This is a genomic window from Pedococcus sp. 2YAF34, from assembly GCF_052114585.1.
Classification (GTDB): domain Bacteria; phylum Actinomycetota; class Actinomycetes; order Actinomycetales; family Dermatophilaceae; genus Pedococcus.
Genome location: NZ_JBFRFA010000007.1, coordinates 99,963 through 118,545, shown reverse-complemented (window position 1 = coordinate 118,545; position 18,583 = coordinate 99,963). Strand labels below are relative to the sequence as shown.

Sequence of the window (18,583 nt, the reverse complement as noted above, 5' to 3'; positions counted from 1 at the left end):
CTGTCCCGTACTTGGCGAGGTCGCGGCCGCAGGCACCGCCGAGGCGATGGGTGCCCGCCGGTGATGACGGCGAACCAACGGACGGCAAACACGGGTAAAACGCGCTTCTCGTCCGTTCTGCTATGGTCCACGTCGTTTGTCCGCCGACATCGGTGTCGGGGGGATCCAGTGCAGGCAGCTGCATGACGTCGGGGGGAATCTGACATGGGTGGGGACGCACAGCGAGGGCAGCTGGACTGTGACGTGGTGGTGCTCGGGGCCGGGATCGCCGGGTTGCTGAGCGCACGACGCCTTGTCGGCATGGGCTACCGCGTGGTGGTCGTGGACCCTGCTGAGCAGGTGATGTCCGGGGCGAGCAGCCGCAACGAGGGCTGGCTGCATGCAGGCACCTACCACTCGATGTCCATCGGCGACCCGGTCCAGGCCGCCGTCGTCGCCAAGCGGTGCATCTACGGGTGGGAGCAGCTGCACCGCGACTTCCCCGAGTGCATCGAGCCCGAGGCGCGGCCCACGCTGGCGATCGTCCGCGAGGACCAGGCCGAGCGCGCGCTCCAGCGCTGGGGCGCTGCAGGGGTCGGGCACCGCGAGCTGGACCCGAGCCTGCGGCGTGAGTTCGACGAGGACGTGGTGACCACCGACTCGGAGCGCGTGTTCGAGGTCCGCGACCGGTCGGTCAACGTGCGGATCCTCGGGGCCCGCCTGGTCAACGAACTGCTCCGCGCCGGCGCCACGCTGCTGCTGGGTGCCCGACCCCGCCGGGGCGAGGACGGGGCGATCGTCCTGGACGGGACCCACGGTCTGACGGTCCGCCACCGCCTGCTCGTCCTGGCCACGGGCTTCGCGACGGGGGCTGTCTGCCGCGAGCTCGGGCTCGCGGGGCCCGAGATCCGGCTGTGGCAGAGCCACCTGGCGATCATGCCGCGGCTGTCGCCGATGTCGGTCTTCAGCGTGGCCCCGCGCGAGGCAGCGATGGCCAACCACGGCGACTGGAGCGTCGTCGGGCTCAACGAGGACGCCTACCTCGTGCCGGAGCCGACCTTCGTGCCGCGCGCCGACGGCACCGACAACCTGCTGCGCGCCATCGCGGAGCGGTTCCGGCGCAGCGCCCCGGAGCAGGCCAAGGTGACCTCGTGCGTCAAGGTCGATGTCCGCCAACAGGGCGACGATGCCCGATCCCTCAACATCCAGGTGGAGTGGCTGGACGACACCACGCTGTGCGTGCTCCCCGGCAAGATGACCGAGGCGCCCTTCGCCGCCGACTACGTCAGCCACCAGGTCTTCGCCCGTCTCCACACCGACGTCGTGACGAGGCGACCGCTCGAGGCGCACGTCGACGACCTGCGCGGGCAGGCGGCCCTGGTATGACGGTCACTCCCACCCTCGACGACCACCGCAGGGCGCTGGGGCTGCTGACGGTCGACGAGACCCTCGCCCTCGGCGCAGACGGGGTGCGGGTGCTCGACCCGTGGTCGACCCTGGTCTCCTCCGGTGTGGTCCTGGGTCGTGGCACCGTCCTCTACCCGGGTGTCGTCGTGCAGCGCGACCGCGACGGCGTCGTGCAGGTGGGCGAGGACACCGTGCTCTACCCCGGCACGTTCCTGCTGGCCACGGCCGGCGGGAGCATCCGTGTGGGTGCCCGTTGCGAGCTCGGACCCGGTGGTGTCCAGGTCAAGGCCAACCAGCCCGGTGCCTCCATCGAGCTCGGGACTGGGGTGCGCCTGCTCAACGGGTGCGAGCTCGTCGGCCGCTGCCGCCTCGGTGACGGCGCCCAGGTGATCGGCACCATCGCGGCCCAGTCGGTGGAGCTCGGAGGTGGTCTCGGTGGCCACAGCCACGTGGAGCCCGACGAGCGCGGGGCGGTCCTCAAGGGTGCCGGCCTGGCGAGGGGCCTGCGGCTGCAGCGTGGTGACGTCGTCAACCTCACCCCCTCGTTCGACGGCGTGCCGGTCGAGCGCCAGAGCGCCTACCACCCCAAGCCGTCCGGGACCCCGCGATGAGCGCGCGCCTCGGGCTCGGCCTGATCGGCATCGGCAGGCCGTGGCCCAGCGACGACGTGTCCGTGGCGACGTTCGGGGCCAGCGCCGGCCTGCTCCGCGCCGCCCTCGACCAGGGCGTGCAGGTCCTCGACACCGCGCCGGCCTACGGCGAGAGCGAGCAGCGCCTCGGCGCGTTCCTGGCCGCCCTCCCGCAGCAGGAGCGGCAGGAGCTGTTCGTCGCGACCAAGGTGGGTGAGTACTGGTCCCCCAGCGAAGGCGGCCGTACGAGCCACGGGCTGCGCGACACCGAGGAGTCCGTGCGCCGGTCGGCGCGCCTGCTCGGGCGCATCGACCTCCTCCAGGTGCACAAGGCCACCGTCGAGGTGCTGCGCGACCCGGCATTCGTTCGGCTGCTCCGCTCGCTGGCCGACGAGCACGGCATCGACCACCTCGGCGCCAGCGTCAAGGACGTGGAGTCCGCCGACGAGGCGCTCGCCACCGGCGTCTTCGACCACGTGCAGCTCCCCGTCAACCCGGGGGTTCCGGAGCTGGCTGCCTGGGCGAGGTCCCACGCCCACGAGGTGACCGTCCTGGGCAACAGGCCGTACGGCAGCGGCCGCCTCCTCGGGGGGCGGAGCCGCACCGAGCTGCTGTCGTACGCGGTCGAGCACGTCGGCGACGGCGTGGTGCTCACCGGCACCACCAACCCGGACCACCTGGCCGAGACCGTCCGTTCCTTCGAGGAGGCGACCCGTGGCTGACACCACCGTGCGACCGTTCAGCGAGCAGCAGCAGACCATGCTCGACTTCCTGGGCGACACCGTCGACGACTACTACCTCATGGTGGAGTCCTTCGTCCTGGAGGGCCCGCTCGACCACGGGCGGTTGCGCGATGCCGTCGCCACGGTCCTGCGCCGGCACGAGGTGGCGCGCTCCACCGTCGTCGGCCTCACCGGCGGCTACCGAGTTCACCCCTGGACCGAGCAGCTGGTCGACGAGGTCCTGCGTGTCGCCGATGGGTTCTCGGACGTCGACCACGCCTTCGCCGCCGGGCAGGTCGAGGTCGAGCGGCCGATGGACCTCGTGCGAGAGCTGCCCCTGCGGATCTGGGTGGGCTCCGTACCGGGGGACCGGGCTGCCCTCTGGGTCTGCGGGCACCACCTGGTCTTCGACGGGTGGTCGCTGAAGAACCTGTACGCCGAGCTCGAGAAGGCTTACGACGACCCCGACGCGCTCCCCGAGCCGAGCCAGTACCACCAGGCGGTGCAGGCAGCCGGCCCCGAGGAGCTCGACGTGCCATCGGAGCTCTTCGCCCGGCCGTACCGAGGTGTCCGCGAGCTGCAGGCCCGCGCGACCACCCCCCTCGGGCCGGCCGGCCACCTCACCGTGGTCGCCGGCGCCGAGCTCGCCGCGAGGCTCCGGCAGGCGTGCGGGGCTCTGCGCACGACGCCGTACGCGCTGGCGGTCACCGGCCTGTTGTGCGCGCTGGCGGAGGCGACGGGTGACCACGAGGCGATCGTGGGCTCGGCCTCGACCGGCCGATCGCGAGGGGAGGCTGTCCGGGCCCTCGGCTACTTCTCCAACACCATCTTCATGGGCACCGCCGGGGGCTCGCCCGCCCAGGTGCTGCGCGAGGTGAGCAGCCTGCTGCCCCGGTGGCAGGTCTCCCCCCGGGTGCAGTGGGAGCGGGTCCTCGACCTGCACCATGGGCGTGACCTCTACCCGGTGAAGTTCGCCTTCGAGCGGGCGGCCATGGCGCGCCCGGACATCCGCTTGTCGGGCATCACGACCACACGCTGGGACCCGCCGTCCGGACCCGGGGGGTCTGCCCGGCGCGTGGCCGACATCTCCGGCACGTTCGACGCCGAGGGAGTCAGGCTGTCAGCGCGCTACCGCGCCGACGTGGTCGACGAGTGGTGGGTGCGCTCGGTCCTCGAGGGCTGCCTGGCCGTGACCGCCGCCCTCGTCGACGAGTCCCTGGCCCCTGCTGCCGACCCGGCGTCGGCGAGCCTGCTGCCGACTGCACGATGACTGGCGGCGACCTGCGTCTCGGCGTCGTCTACGACGAAGGGGCGGCCTCGTACGGTGAGGTCCACGCGAGCCTGGCGGCGCCTGGCTCGCGGATCGAGCCGGTCTACCTCCTGCCGGGGTCCGCCCACGCCGACGCCGCCCGCCCGGGGCTCTGTCGCCTCGGCGAGGTGGTCGACCTGCCGCAGGGGGATTCGGCAGGAGGTCGGAATGAGGCAGCGGACCGTGAAGCGGTCGAGGGGTTGGGGCTCTCGGGGGTCGTGACCTACTCCGAGCTCGCGCTGGCGCGCACCGCCACCATCGCGGCGGCCCTCGGCACCCCCGGCACGACACCGGAGACCGCGGCCCTCCTGCGCGACAAGCTCGCCCAGCGCCGGCGGCTGGCCGGGGCCGGCGTCGACTCGGTGCACAGCGTCCTCGTCTCCAGCCCGGTCGGGTGGGAGTCCGCGGTCGACGAGGTCGGGCTGCCCGGGGTGCTCAAGCCGCGCCACGGTGTGGCCAGCAGGGCGACCCACCTGGTGCGGACGGTGGCGGACGTCCGTCGCGGCGCCGAGCTGGTCGAGGCAGGCAGCGAGGAGTTCGTCTTCGAGGAGCTGCTTGTGGGCGCTGACACGCTCCCGTTCGGTGACTACGTGTCCGTCGAGTCGCTGGTCCAGGACGGAGCCGTCACCCACGTCGCCGTCACGGGCAAGCTGCCGCTGGTGCCCCCCTTCCGCGAGGTGGCACAGTTCTGGCCCGCACCCTTGGCCGACGAGCTCGCGGACGAGGTGCGACGGCTGTCCGGGGCGGCCCTCCAGGCACTCGGGCTGCGGCACGGACTCGCCCACACCGAGGTCAAGCTCACCGCATACGGCCCGCGCATCATCGAGGTCAACGGCCGGCTCGGCGGGCTCGTCGGTGAGCTCTCGCAGCGCGCAGCCGGGGTCGACCTGGTTCGCGCCGCGGCAGACGTCGCGCTCGGCCGCCCGCACGGTGTCCGGCCCGTCGAGGTGGACCGCGTCCACTTCCAGTACACCAGCGTCGCGCCACCGTTCGAGGTCACCTTCGGCGGTGTCCGGGGGGCGCGCGAGCTGCTGCGCCGCCCCGGGTTCAGCCGCTACCTGCCGCACGTCCGCCGTGGCGCGGTCCTGGCCGGGGGCGTGGCCACCACGACCCTCGACCTCGTGGCCGGGGAGGCCGACGACCTCGACGGGCTGCTCCAGGCGGTGCGGACCCTCGAGCGCGAGCTCGTCTACGAGTTCGGCACCCCCGGCGGCGGGTCGGTCTCGCTGTCGGCAGGTGAGCTGGCCACGGCCGCGCCCGGGGCCACGCCGGCTCCCGAGCGGGCGCGAGCCGCTGCTCCCGCACCGCCTTCCCAGCCCCCCACTTCCAGTACGCCCGTCCCGGGCACCACGACGGCCGACGCGGCCACGACCAAGGAGCTCTCCCACTCATGACGACCACGCAGCAGGCGATCACCTCCGCACTCGGTGAGATCCTTGCCGTCCCGGACATCGAGGCCGACGACAACTTCTTCGCCCTCGGCGGAGACTCGCTCTCCGCCGTCGAGCTCATGGAGCGGGTCGAGGCGGAGCTCGGCATCGAGTTCCCGTTGCAGACCCTGTTCTCCAGTGGCCGCATCGGTGACGTGGTGCAGGAGTGCGAGGGTCGTGTGGCGGATCGTGCCTGAGCGCTCGCCCGTGTCGACGATCCCCGCGGAGGAGGGCGTGGTGCAGCACTTCATGCGCACGGCGCAGTTGGCGCCCGAGCTGCCTGCCCTCGAGCAGGGTGGTGGGGCCGTGACCTACGGCGACTGTTGGCGTGCCGTCGTTGCGGTCGCCGCTCGCGTGGGTGCCTGCGGCCCGAGGGTCGGCCTGTGCGTCGGCCGGTCCCTGGAGGGGCCTTTGGGCTTCCTCGGTGTCCTTGCCTCCGGGCGCAGTGCCGTGCCCTTGTCCCCTTCGGCACCGTGTGCGCGCCTGCTGACCATCGCGGGCCTGGCCCAGCTCGACACCGTGCTCGTGGACGTGTCGGTGGACGCGACCCGTCGTGACGCCCTGCGTCAGGCGGGGCTGGAGGTCGTGGAGCTGTCCCTGGGTGACCTGCTCGACGGCGCGCCAGCAGCACCCCCGGCAGGCGGGGGTGCTGCTGCCGAGGGCGCCGCGACCGAGGGTTCGGTGAGCTGGGGTCCGCGTGCCGAGGACGAGGCGTACGTGCTCTTCACGTCCGGCTCCACCGGTGTCCCCAAGGGCGTGTGCATCGCCCACAGCGCGCTGGCTGCCTACACGTCGCACGTCGTGCAGCGCAGCGAGCTGGGCCCGGGTGCGCGGCTCAGCAACAACTTCGACCTCACCTTCGACCCGTCGATGTTCGACGTGGTCGCCTGCCTGACCAGCGGCGCCACGCTGGTCGTGCCCGCCGGCCGGGAGGCGATGATGCCCGTGTCCTACGCCGCCGAGCGGCGCCTCACGCACTGGTACTCCGTCCCGTCAGTCGTGACGGTGGCCCGGCAGATGCGCACCCTGCAGCCGGGTGCGCTCCCCGACCTGGTGCGCAGCTCGTTCATCGGCGAGCCCCTCACCCTCGAGACCGCCAAGGGCTGGGCCGAGGCCGCCCCCTTCTCCGTCGTCGAGAACGTCTACGGGCCCACCGAGCTCACGGTGAGCTGCACCGAGTACGTCCTCCCCGACGAGCTCGACTCGTGGCCTGCCACGTCCAACGGAACGGTGCCGATCGGCGCCGTGTACCCGGGCCTGGAGTGGTGCCTCGTCGAGGACGGGGTCGTCTGCGTGGAGGAGGGCGAGCTGTGCGTGCGTGGTCCGCAGCGGCTCACCGGCTACCTCGACGAGGCCGACAACGTCGGGCGCTTCCTGCTCGTCGAGGACGGGCGGGCCGTCGAGCCGCCGGCCGGGCGGCCCGGGCCCCACCTCTGGTACCGCACCGGCGACCGGGTCCGACGCGACGGCGGCACTCTGCTGCACCTGGGGCGGCTCGACCGCCAGGTCAAGGTGCGCGGCTACCGGCTCGAGCTGGGCGAGGTCGAGCAGGCGGTGCGGCGGGTGGAGGGCGTCGTCGACGTCGCCGCGGTCACTGCGCACGGCCGCCTGGGCGACTACCTGGCCGTCTTCTACTCCGGCGCTGAGCAGCCTGCGCGCGAGATGCGTGCGCGGGTGGCGCAGCTGCTGCCGCCGTACATGGTGCCCGAGCGGTTCGAGCACCGGACGGACCTGCCGCGCAACGACCGCGGCAAGACCGACCACAAGGCGCTGCGGGCAGAGCTGGTCCCACCGGTGCCCACCACGGTGCCGGCATGACGGACGACACCGCAACCGCGCCGCTGCTCGAGCGCGTCGTGGGTCCTCCCGGCCCTGCGCGACGGTTGCTGCTGGCCACGGTCGCCGAGTCCACCGGCTTCGGGGCGCTGCTCACCGTCAGCATCATCTACTTCACGACCGTGGTCGGGCTCCCGGCGGTTCAGGTCGGGGCGGTGATGACCGCCAGCGGGCTGTGCTCGCTGGCGCTCGGCGTACCCCTGGGGGCGCTGGCCGACGGCTTCGGGGCCCGGCGCATGCTGGTCGCGGGGCTGTGCGCCCAGGCCGTCGGTGTCGCCGTCCTGCTGACGGTCCGAAGCCTGTGGGCGTACGCCGTGGTCGTCATCGCGGTCGGGCTCGCGGACCGGGTGGCGTACGGCGCACGCGGCGCACTGATGGCGCGCATCTTCACGGGCGAACGGGTGGCGTCACGGGCCCGGCTGCGGGCAGGTCAGAACATCGGCGTCTCCCTCGGGGGTGCCGTGGGGGCGCTGGCCCTGCACGCAAACACTCCCGGTGCCTACCGCGCCGTGATCGGTGTCAACGCGCTCGCGTTCGTCGTCTCCGCCTGGTTGGCCCAAGGACTTCCCCCGCTCGACCAGGCCGGCGCTGGCAAGCATGCCGGCTCCACCGGTCGCCGGTCGCGGCTGGTGGTCCACCGCGACCGCCGTTTCGTGGGAGCGGCTGCCCTCAACGCCGTGCTGTGCCTGCACTACGGCCTCTTCGAGGTCGCCATGCCCTTGTGGGTCGTCAGGGAGACCGACGCCCCCCGCGCCCTCGTCGGCGTGCTGTTCATCGTCAACACGGCACTGGTCGTGCTGTTCCAGGTGCGCATGAGCCGCGGTTCGGAGTCGGCCCGGGGAGGCGCGCGCTCTTCGCTGGCCGGTGCCGCCCTCGTGCTCGTCTCGACGCTGCTGTTCGCCTCGGCCACCCACTCCGGTTCCGTCGGGGCGGTCGCACTCCTCGTCGCGGCGACGGTGGTCTACGTCTTCGGCGAGATGTCCCAGGCTGCCGGGTCGTGGGGTGTGTCCTACGCCCTGAGCCCCGAGGACCGGCACGGCGAGTACCAGTCGGCCTTCGGCAGCGCCGCCTCGGGCGGGATGCTGCTGGCCCCGCTGCTCGCCACCGCGGTGACCATCCGGCCCGGAGGTGCAGGCTGGCTGGTGAGCGGTGCAGTGGTCCTCCTCGCCGGGGTCGCCCTGTGGCTGTTCGTGCTCCGGGTCGGGCCGACCGCTGGAGCCGCGGACGGTGCCGAGGCCGCCGTCGGTACCGACCCCGCTGATGCTCCCGGCACGACCACCGCTGGCGCTCCCGGCACGACCACCGCTGGCGCTCCCGGCACGACCACCGCTGGCGCTCCCGACGTCTCCGTCGCCATGACGGGGCGCCCCACCGAGGACCTTCGGGCCCTCGCCGAGGAAGGACACTGATGGCACGAGGCCTCCTGCTGTGTGGAGGACACGGGCGACGCCTGTGGCCCTACACCGACAGCTTCCCCAAGTCGCTCATGCCGCTGCTCGACCGGCCGCTGCTGACCTACACGATCGAGCGGTTCCGCGACGCGGGGATCACGCAGATCATGGTCAACTCGCTCACCACGATGAGCGACCTGCAGGCATGCCTCGGCGACGGCTCGGCCTGGGGCGTCGAGCTCACCTACGTGCAGGAGCCGTTCCAGCTCGGCACGGCCGGGATCCTCCACCACGCCAAGGAGTTCTGGGAGGGCGACGACCTGGTCGTCTCGGTCGCCGACATGGTTTCTACCTTGAGCATCAGCGACCTGCTCGAGTTCCACCGCAGCCACGACCAGGCCGCCACGGTGGCCTGCATCGAGCACCCCTGGCCGCTGGAGGAGTTCCACGGGGACGTGGTTGTGCTCGGCGAGGGCACACGCGCGGTGGAGTACCAGCTCAAGCCCAAGGAGAAGGCGAAGAGCCGCCTGGCCGGAACCGGCGCCTGGGTGCTCAACCCCCGCGTGCAGCCGCACCTGCAGCCCCCGGACCCCGCCTTCGCCGACCGCGACGGTGTGGACCTCAACCGCGACCTGCTACCCCGCGTGGTGGACCACCCCGACCTCGGGTTGCACGCCTACGTGAGCAAGCACCTCTTCGATGACTTCGGCCTGGCCGAGGGCTACATCGAGGGCTCGCTGCTCGCCCTCGAGGGCGACATGGGCATCGCGCCGATCACGCCCGCCAACGGCCGCGGCCAGCACTTGGCCTCCTCGGCCGTCGTGGGTGATGGCGTCGAGCTCGAGGGCGCCGTGCTCGTGGAGCGGGACGCCGTCATCGGCGACGGCGCGAAGCTCGTCGGCCCGTGCGTCATCGGGCCGGCCGCGCGCGTCGGCGCCGGAGCCGTCGTTCGCGACAGCGTGGTCCTGCCCGGCGGCGCGGTCGCCGACGGGGCGGTCGTCCTGCACTCGCTCGTCGGCAGCATGCGGACACCCGACCTCGTCCGCGAGTACTACTGGCAGTCCGCTCCGGTTGGCGTCGGTGCCTGAGGCTGCCCAGCTCCAGCAGGCTGCCCCAGCGACCGGACAGCCCGACCCCGGTACCGTGCAGAGCGACCTCGCGACGGGCCGGGCCATGAAGACCGAGGTCGCGACGCTGGACGACCTCCCCGAGGGGTGGTTGGCGCAGGAGTGGTGGTCGCCTGCCGTCGCGTCCCGTCCGGGCAGGGCCGTGCAGTGGGCGGCCGACGCGCGCTGGGACGTCCGCTTCGTGGTGGCGCGCCTGGACGGTGGGTTGGCCGGCGTCCTCCCGGTGGGAGGCTTGCGGGTCGCCAAGGCCCCGGACGAGTCCTACAGCTGCCACGCCCTGCTCGCAGCGGGATCCGCGGACGAACGTGACTGGCTCGTCCTCGGTGGCGGACGTGACCTCGCCGGTGGGGTGGCGGTGACGGGCTGGGTGCCGGACAGCGACCGCGCCGCCGTCGTCACCGCCCTCACCCGCAGGGCGCTCGACGAGGCCGCTGGCCAGGGCCGCCGTCCAGCATTCCTGTACCTCCCGGAGGCGCAGAGGGAGGCGGTGGTCGAGGCCTTCGAGAACCCCCGCCTTGTGCCACTCGGTGAGCTGGCGGTGCTGGCGACCGACCACCCGGACCTCGACCACTACCTGCTCACCCTGCCGTCCGGGCGTCGAAACAAGATCCGCCGCGACTGGCGCGCCTTCCAGGAGCTCGGCCTCAGCAGCGAGTGGGTCGACGCGCAGGACGCCCTCGAGGAGGCGGCGCCGCTCGTCACGCTCGTCAAGGCAGTCCACGGCATCCCCGACCACCCGCGGTTCGCGCGGCTGCGCCTGGAAGCGTGGATCGCGGCCGGCGTGGGCCGTTGCCGCGCGGTGATGGTCCGCGACTCGACCGGGCTCCTGGTTGCGGCGAGCTTCGTGTCCGACGCCGGCGAGAGCCTCGAGGTCTACGAGGTGGGGCTCGCCGACGACCCCTCCACGCGGCTGCCGGGCTACCTCGAGACGTGCTACTACGCACCCCTGCGCGAGGCGGTGCGGCTCGGCCGCAGCCGCCTCGAGCTGGGTATGGAGGCTGCGGCCGCGAAGCGGTCGCGCGGCGCAGTCCTCAGTCCCGTGTGGGCGGTGACCGAGTCCACCTGACAGGGGGCCGGCGCCGCCGCCTGGGTTCGCGGGTCAGCGGCGTAGTACGCGGGCCTCCCAGGGGCGCAGCGGGGCGGTGGGCGCCGCCGGGTCGCCGAGGTTGCCGAGCAGGAGCGTGGCGCCCTTCCACCCGTCGAGGTCGAGGTCGAGCCCGTCGACATCGTCGAGCGGCAGCTCGTCGCCGGAGAAGTTGGCGAGCACGAGGAGCTCGGTGCCCTCGTGGGCGCGGGTGAACGCGTAGAGCCTGGGGTGGTCGGCGGCGAGCATGTGGAAGTCGCCGTGCGCCACGGCCGGCTCGGTGTGGCGCAGCTCGATGACGCGGCGGTAGTGGTGGAACACCGAGTCCTCGTCGGCGAGGGCGGCCTCGGCGTTGATCTCCGTGTGGTTGGGGTTGACTCGCGACCACGGGCTGCCGGTGGTGAAGCCCGCGTTGTCGCTCGCGTCCCACTGCATGGGGGAGCGGGCGTTGTCGCGGCTGCCGAGGCGCAGGGCGCTCAGCACCTCCTCGGCGTCCGAGCCCGACGCGACGGCCATCCGGTAGTAGTTGACCGACTCGATGTCGAGGAAGTCGTCGTGGGCGGCGAACGGCACGTTGGTCATGCCGAGCTCCTCGCCCTGGTAGACGTACGGCGTGCCGCGGTGCAGGTGCAGGACCGTGCCGAGCAGCTTGGCCGAGGCGACCCGGTGCTCGGGGGCGTCGGACCCGAACCGGGAGACGGCGCGTGGCTGGTCGTGGTTGTTCCAGTAGAGCGAGTTCCACCCGACGTCGGCGAGGGCGTCCTGCCAGCGGCCGAGCGAGCGCTTGAGGTCGCGCAGGTCGAGGGTGCGGCGGTCCCACTTGTGGTCGCCGTGGTCGAGGCCCACGTGCTCGAACTGGAACACCATGTCGACCTCACGGCGCTCGGGGTCGGTGTAGAGGACGGCGTCCTCGACGGTGACGCCGGGCATCTCGCCGACGGTGAGCAGCTTCTCGGCGCGGCCCTCGAAGACCGCGGCGTGCATCTCGTGGAGGTACTCGTGGATGCGCGGGCCGTTGAGGAAGTGGGGCGTGCCGTCACCGAGGTGGGGGTTGCCGGGGATCGGCTGGCCGTCGCGCAGCGCGGTGACCTTGGAGATCATGTTGATGACGTCCATGCGGAACCCGTCGATGCCGCGGTCGAGCCACCAGCGCATCATCGCGTAGACGGCCTCGCGGACCTCAGGGTTCTCCCAGTTGAGGTCGGGCTGCTTGCGGCTGAACAGGTGCAGGTAGTACTCGCCGGTGGCCTCGTCGAGCTCCCAGGCGGGTCCGCTGAAGAAGGACTCCCAGTTGGTCGGCTCGGCGCCGGGCGCGCCCGTCTCGTGGCCCTCGCGGGCGGGGCGCCACCAGTACCAGTCGCGCTTGGGGTTGTCCTTGCTGGAGCGGGACTCGACGAACCACGGGTGCTCGTCGGAGGTGTGGTTGACCACGAGGTCCATGACGATGCGGATGCCGCGCTCGTGCGCCTGGGCGATGAGCTCGTCGACGTCGGCCAGGGTTCCGAACGTCGGGTCGATGTCCTCGTAGTCGGCGATGTCGTAGCCGTTGTCGTCCTGCGGGCTCGTGTAGATCGGGGAGAGCCACACCACGTCGACGCCGAGGGTCTTGAGGTAGTCGAGCCGGGCGATGATGCCGGGCACGTCGCCGATGCCGTCGCCGTTGCTGTCCTGGAAGCTGCGCGGGTAGATCTGGTAGACGACGGCTTCACGGAACCACTGGGCTTCGGTCATGCGCAGCAGTCTGGCCTACCTTCGAGCGGGGCCCCAGTCCGGCGCGCTGTCCCAGAGCGCCGTGTGCGTGACGGGCTGCTCGTGGCTGCCGTCCAGCCGCGCAGTGAAGAGGTCCGGCTGTCCGCCGTCACCGGAGCGTGCGTAGACGACCTTGGTGCCGGAGGGTGAGAACGAGGCCGACAGCAGCATCGTGTCCGCGCTCACGTGGGTCACCTGGCGACGTCCGGTGCCGTCAGGGTGCACGACGTAGAGCTGGGAGTCGAGGAAGCCGCCGTCCTCGTTGGAGCGGAACAGGATCCACCGTCCGTCGGGTGACCAGTCGGGGTGGTCGCCGGCGTGCAGCGACCACGGCGTGATGCGCCGCACGTGGCTGCCGTCGCTGCGCATCACGAACAGCGCGATCCCCCCGGCGGGTTCGGTCAGCGGGGAGTTCTCGCGCCGGAAGGCGACCTGCCGCCCGTCGGGGGAGACGACCATCTCGTTGTTGTCCCCGGCGAAGGGGCGGGAGCGCAGGATGACGCGGGAGTGCTCACCCGACAGGTCCCGGATGACGACGTCGGAGTGCTCGATGAAGCCTTCTCCATCGGGGAACTCGCGCACGAGTCCCGTGGAGCGGGTGTAGATGACGTGCCTGCCGTCCGGCATGAACGCCACCTCGGACTCGTCGGGGCACTTGGTCTCGATGTCGGGAGCCGTGGCGTTGCACTCCGGGCTGAGGCGTCGCAGGTGGCTGCCGTCGGGGTGCACGGTGTAGATGGCGCACACGGTGTCGGGGACGCATCGCCGGAAGGCCACCAGCGACCCGTCGGGCGACCAGTCGGGCTGGTCGTCGACCACGCCTGCCGCGGGTCGGGTGAGCTGGCGGGTGCCCGTCCCGTCCGGCCGGATGGTGAAGATGGCTCCGGTCGTCCGGTCGGCGTCCAGGTACTGCTTGTAGGCGATGCGTCCGTTGGTGCCGGGGGTGGTGGCCGAGGCGGGTGCTGCCACGAGGGCGCCAAGCACCACGGCCATGACGGCCACGGCGGCTGCGGCTGTGCGGGGTCGGAGCGTGGGGAAAGTGGGAGACATCTGGCCCTCCTGGGGTGGGCGGTGGTTGCGCTGGACAGTGCGGGTCCCGCGGTCTTCCCCTGCACGCCGACGGCGTCCTCCGTCGAACGATGCTCCCGGTGCCACCGCCCGGCAATGACCCGGTCGGACCATGCGACACCGCATTTCGGCGGAGCCCTTTCGCCGTAGGTGGTCCCGTCTCAGCGCACCAGCGAGCAGTCGACGGGCACCGTGGCCTGCGCGTAGGCCACGATGACCGCCACCGTGACGACGAGGGCTGCGGCAGCCGCGGTCAGCGTCAGGACCTGGGCGCAGGCGACGACGACGTGCTGCCGGTAGGCGAGCGGCTCGCCGCGGCGCAGGGTCGCCGCGCGCCGGATGGAGACGACCACCAGCGGCACGAGGGCGAGGACGAGGAGCAAGGACTGCACGGCGTACCCGGCGCGGAGGCCGGGCGTCACCGTCCCCGCCCCGATCGCGATGAGCGCCACCACCAGCACCACCGCGAGCAGCTGCGGCAGGCGCGCCCACCACCGGCGGAAGGCAGTCGGCCGCCTGGTCGTCACCCGGCGGCGCGACGGCTGCACGAACAGGGTCATCGCCAGCATCGCGGTGGCTACCGTGGTCGTGCCGGCGACGAGGCCCCAGTCGAGCCACTGCGCCGGTGCGCTCGACTCGTAGCACGTGCCGTCCGCCTGAGCTGCGGTCGCGACTGCGCCGAGCAGGGCGCCGAGCTGGGTCATGGGGGTCCTCGCAGGCTTCGCAGGGTCCGCGGCGGGTGGGCCGGGACCTCGACGCTACTGCCGCGCGGCACACTGTCTCCATGCGGAGTGCGTGGCAGTTCAGTGCGATCTGCTACGGCATCGCGCTGGTGGTCTGGTTCGTCCAGCGGGTGCGCCGCTGGAAGCCCCGCGGGTATGCCGACGCGCCCCTGCGGTGGAAGCTCGCCAACTTCCACCTCATGTCCTACGGGGTGCTGGACGCGATCCTCGTCGTCGGCTTCCTCATCAGCCTCTTCAACGCCACCCTGCTGTTCAACGCCGCTGGCTGAGGCCCGTCAGCGGTCGGCGTCGAGCACCTCGCGCAGCCTCGCGGCGAACGCCCCCGGCTGGCCGGCATACCCGCCCTCGCCGCCGACGAACCCACCGTGGTGGCTGGGGAAGACCTCGACCCCGGTGCCGAGCAGCGCCGCGACGGCCTCGGTGGTGCGCCACGTGAGGGTGCCCTTGGACTCGATCCCGGCCGCGAGCACGATGCGGGCCGGAGCCGACTGCAGCGCGTCGACGTCGGGACGGAAGGCGGTGATGGCGTCGGAGACCCCGGACAGGAGCGGGTCGCTGCGGGTGCCGTCGTCCTGCGTGGGCATGCCGAACATCGCCGGGTCGGGAGCCGGGGCCGTCGCGAACTCGTCGGTGAGCTCGCCCTGCACCGACGTCATGGCGATGAAGTGCGCCATACCCGCCGCCCACCCCCGCGAGGCATAGGTGGCGTGCACCGCCCGCTCGGCCGCGAAGGCGGCCTCGGCGTCGGGCAGCACTGCGAGACAGGGCGGTTCGTGGGCGACGAGCACCGTCACGTCGGCAGGGTGGGCGGCGACGAGCGCCAGGGCGCTGACCGCGCCACCGCTGCTCGCGAACACCTCGACCGGGCCGGCGCCCAGCGCCTCGATGATGCGGTGCTGGTCGTCGGCGTTCTGCTCAGGTGTGTGCCGGTCGCTGCCGTCGGTGCGCACGCTGCGGCCGAGGCCACGCACGTCGTAGGTGACGACGGTGCGGTCCGGCACCAGGGCGACCAGGGCCGAGAAGCCGTCGGCACCCATCGGGGCGCCGACCATGAAGAGCGGCGGGCGGCCGTCCGCGGTCGGGAGCGGGCCGTGCACGTCGTAGGCCAGGGTGCCGTCGGGGGTCTGCAGGGAGTGCGTGGTGGTCATGCTCGTGAAGACCTCTCTCGCGGAGGGAAGTCATCGCGGGCGGCGTCGATGAGACGGGTGAGGCCGTCGCGCAGGCCCTCGAGCTCGGCAAGGTCCATGCCCAGGCGCGCCATGATCGCCGGTGGGATCTTCTCGGCACGCGACCTCGCGCGGCGGCCCTGCGTGGTCAGGGAGATGGCCAGGGCGCGGTCGTCGAGGGGGTCGCGGGTGCGGGTGACCATGCCGCTCGCCTCGAGACGCTTGAGCAGCGGCGACAGGGTGGCCGGCTCGAGGCTGATTCGGCGGGCGAGCTCGGAGACCCGCAGCGGCTCCTCCTCCCAGAGGGCGAGCATCACGAGGTACTGCGGGTGGGTCAGGCCCATGGGCTCGAGCAGGGGGCGGTAGAGCGCGATGACGTTGCGCGACGCCACGGCCAGGGCGAAGCAGACCTGGCGGTCGAGGGCGAGGAGGTCGACAGGCGCGTCCTGCGCGGCGGGGGTGGCGGGAGGCACGAGGTCATCCTAGGAGGCGTGGCGTATAGTTAGCGCACGAATCATACGTGTACTAACTATCGAGGCGGTAGGCATGGCCAAGGGCAGTAACGAGGGGCTCTCGCTGGGCTACCGGCTGCTGTACGGGATCCGGTACTTCGGCTGGCACCTCTTCGGGCCGGCCCAGCTGACGGCCGAGGACGACCCGCACATGAAGATGAAGCGCGAGCGTGCGGCGAAGGTCGAGGCTGCCCGCGCGGCCAGGCTCCGCCGCGAGCAGCAGGCGCACGGCTGAGTACGGGGACCGATGCCCTGACCGCCGCGCGGCGATGACAATCCGCCCATGGGTGAGCCGCTGCCGTTGACGAGGGGCGGGCGCGTGGCCCGGGTGGTGGGGCTGGTGGCGCTCTGGGCCGTGTGGGTCGTCGTCGCGACGGCCTGGCTCGTGTTGTCCGGCGTGGCCGGTGAGGCGGGGGCGTGGCGCTGGTCGGCGGTGGCCTACGTCCCCCTCGCGCTGCCGACTTGGGGACTGGTCCGGCGGCTGCGCCATCGCAGGCCGGTCGCGGTCGGGATCGCGCTGGTGATCTGGCTGCTGGTATGGGGCGTGCCGGCCCAGGCGACGCCGGGCTTCGGGCGCGTCGAGGCCTTCGCCGACGAGTGGGGCGCGCCACCGGGCGCGACGTTCCTCGGCCAGACGTCGGAGGGCAACGACTGGTGCTTCGGCGACGGCTGCCCGACCGTGGTGCGCTACTACGCCGTCGACGACGCGGCCGGCGCGGTGAGCGCCGTCGATGCGCGGCTCCGTACTGAGGGCTGGCAGCCGCGGGGTCTGGCGCACGGTCCGGCCTGGTGCAAGGGGGACTTCCACGTCTCGGCGTGGAAGCCGCCGGCCACATGGGGGCCGGTGGGCGCGCACGTCGCCCCGGTACCGCCGGGGGCGGAGGTCGTCGAGCTGCGCGTCGGGGCCAACTGCCTCTGAGGGGGCTCAACCGGTGACGCGGTACCTCGTCGTCATGCCGGCGGTGAGGTGGTCGTTCACGTGGCAGTGGAAGAGCCAGGTGCCCACGTCGTCCGGCACCATGTCGGCGACCACCATCGACGCCGGCAGCAGGCTGATGACGTCCATCCGCGTGCCCATGACGACGACGGTGTTGCCGTGCCAGTGGGGGGTGTGGAGGTCGACCTCGGTACCCATCGACATGACGTACCACCGGACGCGTTCACCCTTGCGCAGCGTGACCACCGGCTGGTTGCCGAAGAGGTAGCCGTTGATGGAGTGCTTGAGGTTGGCCTCCTCGAAACCCTCGTCGTCAGGAGCCGGCGGGACCTTGGTGAACTTGTCGACGTTCTCGCCGAGGTAGGGGCTGATGCCCTCGTTCATCACGGCGAAGAGCTCGAAGACCTCGCGGTCCACGTCGGCCGGGGTCCCGTCCGGGCGGGCCTTCCCGCGTGCGGTGACGACCATGAAGCCCTGCAGCCCGGCGTACGTGTCGCCGACCTCGTCGGTGTGCGAGTGGTACATCCACATCACCGAGGAGCCGTCGTGGGGCCCCGGACCTGCGCGGTCGGGCACGAGCCAGGTGTAGGTGTGGCGGCCGCCCTGGGGGACGGCGTCGTCGAGGGTGTCCTTGCCGGTCGTGTTGTCTGCGTAGGGCGCTCCCTCCGAGGCCTTTTGGTAGAAGACGCCGTGGGGGTGGACGCTGGCGCTGATGGAGCAGCGGTTGAGGAAGACCACCTTGATCGTGTCGCCGACCTCGGCGCGGATCACCGGGCCGGTGAAGCCGAGGTAGGCGTCGGCCGGGGGACGCGACTGCGCCGTCGAGAACGTCGAATCGGTGTAGCCGCGGTAGAGGCACTTCACGTAGGTGGAGCCGATGCGGGACTTGTCCTGCTTGGTCCAGGTGTCCGCGACGTCGTCGAAGCGCTTGCCGGTCACACCGTTGCGGCCGTTGGGGGCGTAGTTCCACTCCACCTGCTCGGCGGCGATGTAGTAGGTCCGCGTCACGCCCGTCGGGTGGAACGCCTGCCCGGCGACCTGGCCCCAGTAGGCGTCGTCGCCGGCGGCGTCCGGGGCGGCGGCCTTGGCGCCTGCCGCTGTCCCGGCGGGTGCGGCGGATCCGCTGGCCGCGTGCAGGTGGGCCGACCCGTGCGGGTTTGCGACAGCGTTGGCCGCCGCGCCGCCGGACAATGGCGCCTGCGTCCAGGTCACCCCCAGCGCCAGCGCCAGGACGGGTGCGGCGACGGCGCCCGCCGTCAACAGGGCGCGGTGTCGTGCCCCTCCTGCGACCTCACTGCGCCGGTGGCGTCGGTGTCGCCGCGCGAGGGTCGCGATCCCCAGGATCGCGACGAGGACGACGGCGGTGGCGAAGACAAGAACCATGAGCCCCTCCAGACAACGCCATGGCAATGTGCTGCCCGGACCACGGTATTCAGCGAGCGCTCAGGAAGGATCCACCGCTCGCCGTATGCCTTGTCCCCCAACGGTTGTGCT

At 72.3% G+C, this 18,583-nt stretch carries 19 protein-coding genes; 13 read left to right on the top strand and 6 right to left on the bottom strand.

The features are described from left to right. Window positions 1-204 precede the first annotated feature (204 nt). From AB4Z02_RS06150 to AB4Z02_RS06105, 10 genes are read left to right on the top strand one after another with little or no spacing between them, the layout of a single operon-like run. Entirely contained in the window at window positions 205-1,365 is a 1,161-nt protein-coding gene (locus tag AB4Z02_RS06150; RefSeq protein ID WP_441970037.1) for an NAD(P)/FAD-dependent oxidoreductase, read from the top strand. Then, entirely contained in the window at window positions 1,362-1,997 is a 636-nt protein-coding gene (locus tag AB4Z02_RS06145) for a hypothetical protein (RefSeq protein WP_441970036.1), read from the top strand. The genes AB4Z02_RS06150 and AB4Z02_RS06145 overlap by 4 nt, the downstream gene beginning before the upstream one ends. After that, window positions 1,994-2,737: an aldo/keto reductase gene (locus AB4Z02_RS06140; protein ID WP_441970035.1), complete on the top strand. Its 744-nt coding sequence runs from the start codon at window positions 1,994-1,996 to the stop codon at window positions 2,735-2,737. Before AB4Z02_RS06145 ends, AB4Z02_RS06140 begins: the two co-directional genes overlap by 4 nt. Next, window positions 2,730-4,007: a condensation domain-containing protein gene (locus tag AB4Z02_RS06135; protein WP_441970034.1), complete on the top strand. Its 1,278-nt coding sequence runs from the start codon at window positions 2,730-2,732 to the stop codon at window positions 4,005-4,007. The genes AB4Z02_RS06140 and AB4Z02_RS06135 overlap by 8 nt, the downstream gene beginning before the upstream one ends. Continuing rightward, window positions 4,004-5,440, top strand: coding sequence for an ATP-grasp domain-containing protein (locus tag AB4Z02_RS06130; protein ID WP_441970033.1), 1,437 nt, complete (start codon window positions 4,004-4,006; stop codon window positions 5,438-5,440). The genes AB4Z02_RS06135 and AB4Z02_RS06130 overlap by 4 nt, the downstream gene beginning before the upstream one ends. Continuing rightward, complete coding sequence (locus tag AB4Z02_RS06125; RefSeq protein WP_441970032.1) at window positions 5,437-5,673, top strand: phosphopantetheine-binding protein; 237 nt, start codon at window positions 5,437-5,439, stop codon at window positions 5,671-5,673. The genes AB4Z02_RS06130 and AB4Z02_RS06125 overlap by 4 nt, the downstream gene beginning before the upstream one ends. After that, entirely contained in the window at window positions 5,666-7,294 is a 1,629-nt protein-coding gene (locus AB4Z02_RS06120) for an AMP-binding protein (RefSeq protein ID WP_441970031.1), read from the top strand. The genes AB4Z02_RS06125 and AB4Z02_RS06120 overlap by 8 nt, the downstream gene beginning before the upstream one ends. Next, window positions 7,291-8,721: an MFS transporter gene (locus AB4Z02_RS06115; protein ID WP_441970030.1), complete on the top strand. Its 1,431-nt coding sequence runs from the start codon at window positions 7,291-7,293 to the stop codon at window positions 8,719-8,721. The genes AB4Z02_RS06120 and AB4Z02_RS06115 overlap by 4 nt, the downstream gene beginning before the upstream one ends. Further along, window positions 8,721-9,791 (top strand): sugar phosphate nucleotidyltransferase, encoded by a 1,071-nt coding sequence (locus AB4Z02_RS06110; RefSeq protein WP_441970029.1) that lies wholly within the window; start codon window positions 8,721-8,723, stop codon window positions 9,789-9,791. The genes AB4Z02_RS06115 and AB4Z02_RS06110 overlap by 1 nt, the downstream gene beginning before the upstream one ends. Continuing rightward, window positions 9,784-10,896 (top strand): GNAT family N-acetyltransferase, encoded by a 1,113-nt coding sequence (locus AB4Z02_RS06105; RefSeq protein ID WP_441970028.1) that lies wholly within the window; start codon window positions 9,784-9,786, stop codon window positions 10,894-10,896. The genes AB4Z02_RS06110 and AB4Z02_RS06105 overlap by 8 nt, the downstream gene beginning before the upstream one ends. A 33-nt stretch (window positions 10,897-10,929) precedes the next feature. Here the strand turns inward: AB4Z02_RS06105 and AB4Z02_RS06100 are convergent, their stop codons facing one another. From AB4Z02_RS06100 to AB4Z02_RS06090, 3 genes are all read right to left on the bottom strand, one after another. Then, complete coding sequence (locus AB4Z02_RS06100; RefSeq protein ID WP_441970027.1) at window positions 10,930-12,645, bottom strand: glycoside hydrolase family 13 protein; 1,716 nt, start codon at window positions 12,643-12,645, stop codon at window positions 10,930-10,932. A gap of 15 nt (window positions 12,646-12,660) precedes the next feature. Continuing rightward, on the bottom strand, window positions 12,661-13,713 hold the full coding sequence (locus AB4Z02_RS06095; RefSeq protein WP_441970026.1) for a TolB family protein: 1,053 nt from the start codon (window positions 13,711-13,713) through the stop codon (window positions 12,661-12,663). Window positions 13,714-13,892: 179 nt separating this feature from the next. Next, entirely contained in the window at window positions 13,893-14,435 is a 543-nt protein-coding gene (locus tag AB4Z02_RS06090; RefSeq protein WP_441970025.1) for a hypothetical protein, read from the bottom strand. A gap of 80 nt (window positions 14,436-14,515) precedes the next feature. Between AB4Z02_RS06090 and AB4Z02_RS06085 the strand changes: the two genes are divergently transcribed. Next, entirely contained in the window at window positions 14,516-14,743 is a 228-nt protein-coding gene (locus AB4Z02_RS06085; RefSeq protein WP_441970024.1) for a hypothetical protein, read from the top strand. Window positions 14,744-14,749: 6 nt separating this feature from the next. Here AB4Z02_RS06085 and AB4Z02_RS06080 read toward each other — a convergent pair whose 3' ends face one another. Both AB4Z02_RS06080 and AB4Z02_RS06075 read right to left on the bottom strand, forming a co-directional pair. Then, the gene (locus AB4Z02_RS06080; protein ID WP_441970023.1) at window positions 14,750-15,622 is read right to left on the bottom strand and encodes an alpha/beta fold hydrolase; all 873 of its coding nucleotides are present in this window, start codon (window positions 15,620-15,622) and stop codon (window positions 14,750-14,752) included. Next, window positions 15,619-16,113, bottom strand: coding sequence for a MarR family winged helix-turn-helix transcriptional regulator (locus AB4Z02_RS06075; RefSeq protein WP_056881943.1), 495 nt, complete (start codon window positions 16,111-16,113; stop codon window positions 15,619-15,621). The genes AB4Z02_RS06080 and AB4Z02_RS06075 overlap by 4 nt, the downstream gene beginning before the upstream one ends. 73 nt (window positions 16,114-16,186) lie before the next feature. On the opposite strand from AB4Z02_RS06075, the gene AB4Z02_RS06070 reads away from it, so the two are divergent. Then, on the top strand, window positions 16,187-16,387 hold the full coding sequence (locus AB4Z02_RS06070; protein WP_056881942.1) for a hypothetical protein: 201 nt from the start codon (window positions 16,187-16,189) through the stop codon (window positions 16,385-16,387). 48 nt (window positions 16,388-16,435) lie between these two features. Beyond that, a complete protein-coding gene (locus AB4Z02_RS06065) occupies window positions 16,436-17,071 on the top strand; it encodes a hypothetical protein (protein ID WP_441970022.1) in 636 nt (211 codons plus the stop codon). Between the two features lie 6 nt (window positions 17,072-17,077). Here AB4Z02_RS06065 and AB4Z02_RS06060 read toward each other — a convergent pair whose 3' ends face one another. Beyond that, complete coding sequence (locus AB4Z02_RS06060) at window positions 17,078-18,472, bottom strand: multicopper oxidase domain-containing protein (RefSeq protein WP_441970021.1); 1,395 nt, start codon at window positions 18,470-18,472, stop codon at window positions 17,078-17,080. Window positions 18,473-18,583: the final 111 nt, after the last annotated feature.

Bases quoted from the DNA above. Each gene is read 5' to 3' on its own strand.
- AB4Z02_RS06085 (WP_441970024.1), top strand. From the start codon at position 14,516: ATGCGGAGTGCGTGGCAGTTCAGTGCGATCTGCTACGGCATCGCGCTG.
- AB4Z02_RS06125 (WP_441970032.1), top strand. From the start codon at position 5,437: ATGACGACCACGCAGCAGGCGATCACCTCCGCACTCGGTGAGATCCTT.
- AB4Z02_RS06140 (WP_441970035.1), top strand. From the start codon at position 1,994: ATGAGCGCGCGCCTCGGGCTCGGCCTGATCGGCATCGGCAGGCCGTGG.
- AB4Z02_RS06090 (WP_441970025.1), bottom strand. From the start codon at position 14,435: ATGACCCAGCTCGGCGCCCTGCTCGGCGCAGTCGCGACCGCAGCTCAG.
- AB4Z02_RS06100 (WP_441970027.1), bottom strand. From the start codon at position 12,645: ATGACCGAAGCCCAGTGGTTCCGTGAAGCCGTCGTCTACCAGATCTAC.
- AB4Z02_RS06095 (WP_441970026.1), bottom strand. From the start codon at position 13,713: ATGTCTCCCACTTTCCCCACGCTCCGACCCCGCACAGCCGCAGCCGCC.
- AB4Z02_RS06070 (WP_056881942.1), top strand. From the start codon at position 16,187: ATGGCCAAGGGCAGTAACGAGGGGCTCTCGCTGGGCTACCGGCTGCTG.
- AB4Z02_RS06115 (WP_441970030.1), top strand. From the start codon at position 7,291: ATGACGGACGACACCGCAACCGCGCCGCTGCTCGAGCGCGTCGTGGGT.
- AB4Z02_RS06110 (WP_441970029.1), top strand. From the start codon at position 8,721: ATGGCACGAGGCCTCCTGCTGTGTGGAGGACACGGGCGACGCCTGTGG.
- AB4Z02_RS06065 (WP_441970022.1), top strand. From the start codon at position 16,436: ATGGGTGAGCCGCTGCCGTTGACGAGGGGCGGGCGCGTGGCCCGGGTG.
- AB4Z02_RS06145 (WP_441970036.1), top strand. From the start codon at position 1,362: ATGACGGTCACTCCCACCCTCGACGACCACCGCAGGGCGCTGGGGCTG.
- AB4Z02_RS06150 (WP_441970037.1), top strand. From the start codon at position 205: ATGGGTGGGGACGCACAGCGAGGGCAGCTGGACTGTGACGTGGTGGTG.
- AB4Z02_RS06060 (WP_441970021.1), bottom strand. From the start codon at position 18,472: ATGGTTCTTGTCTTCGCCACCGCCGTCGTCCTCGTCGCGATCCTGGGG.
- AB4Z02_RS06080 (WP_441970023.1), bottom strand. From the start codon at position 15,622: ATGACCACCACGCACTCCCTGCAGACCCCCGACGGCACCCTGGCCTAC.
- AB4Z02_RS06130 (WP_441970033.1), top strand. From the start codon at position 4,004: ATGACTGGCGGCGACCTGCGTCTCGGCGTCGTCTACGACGAAGGGGCG.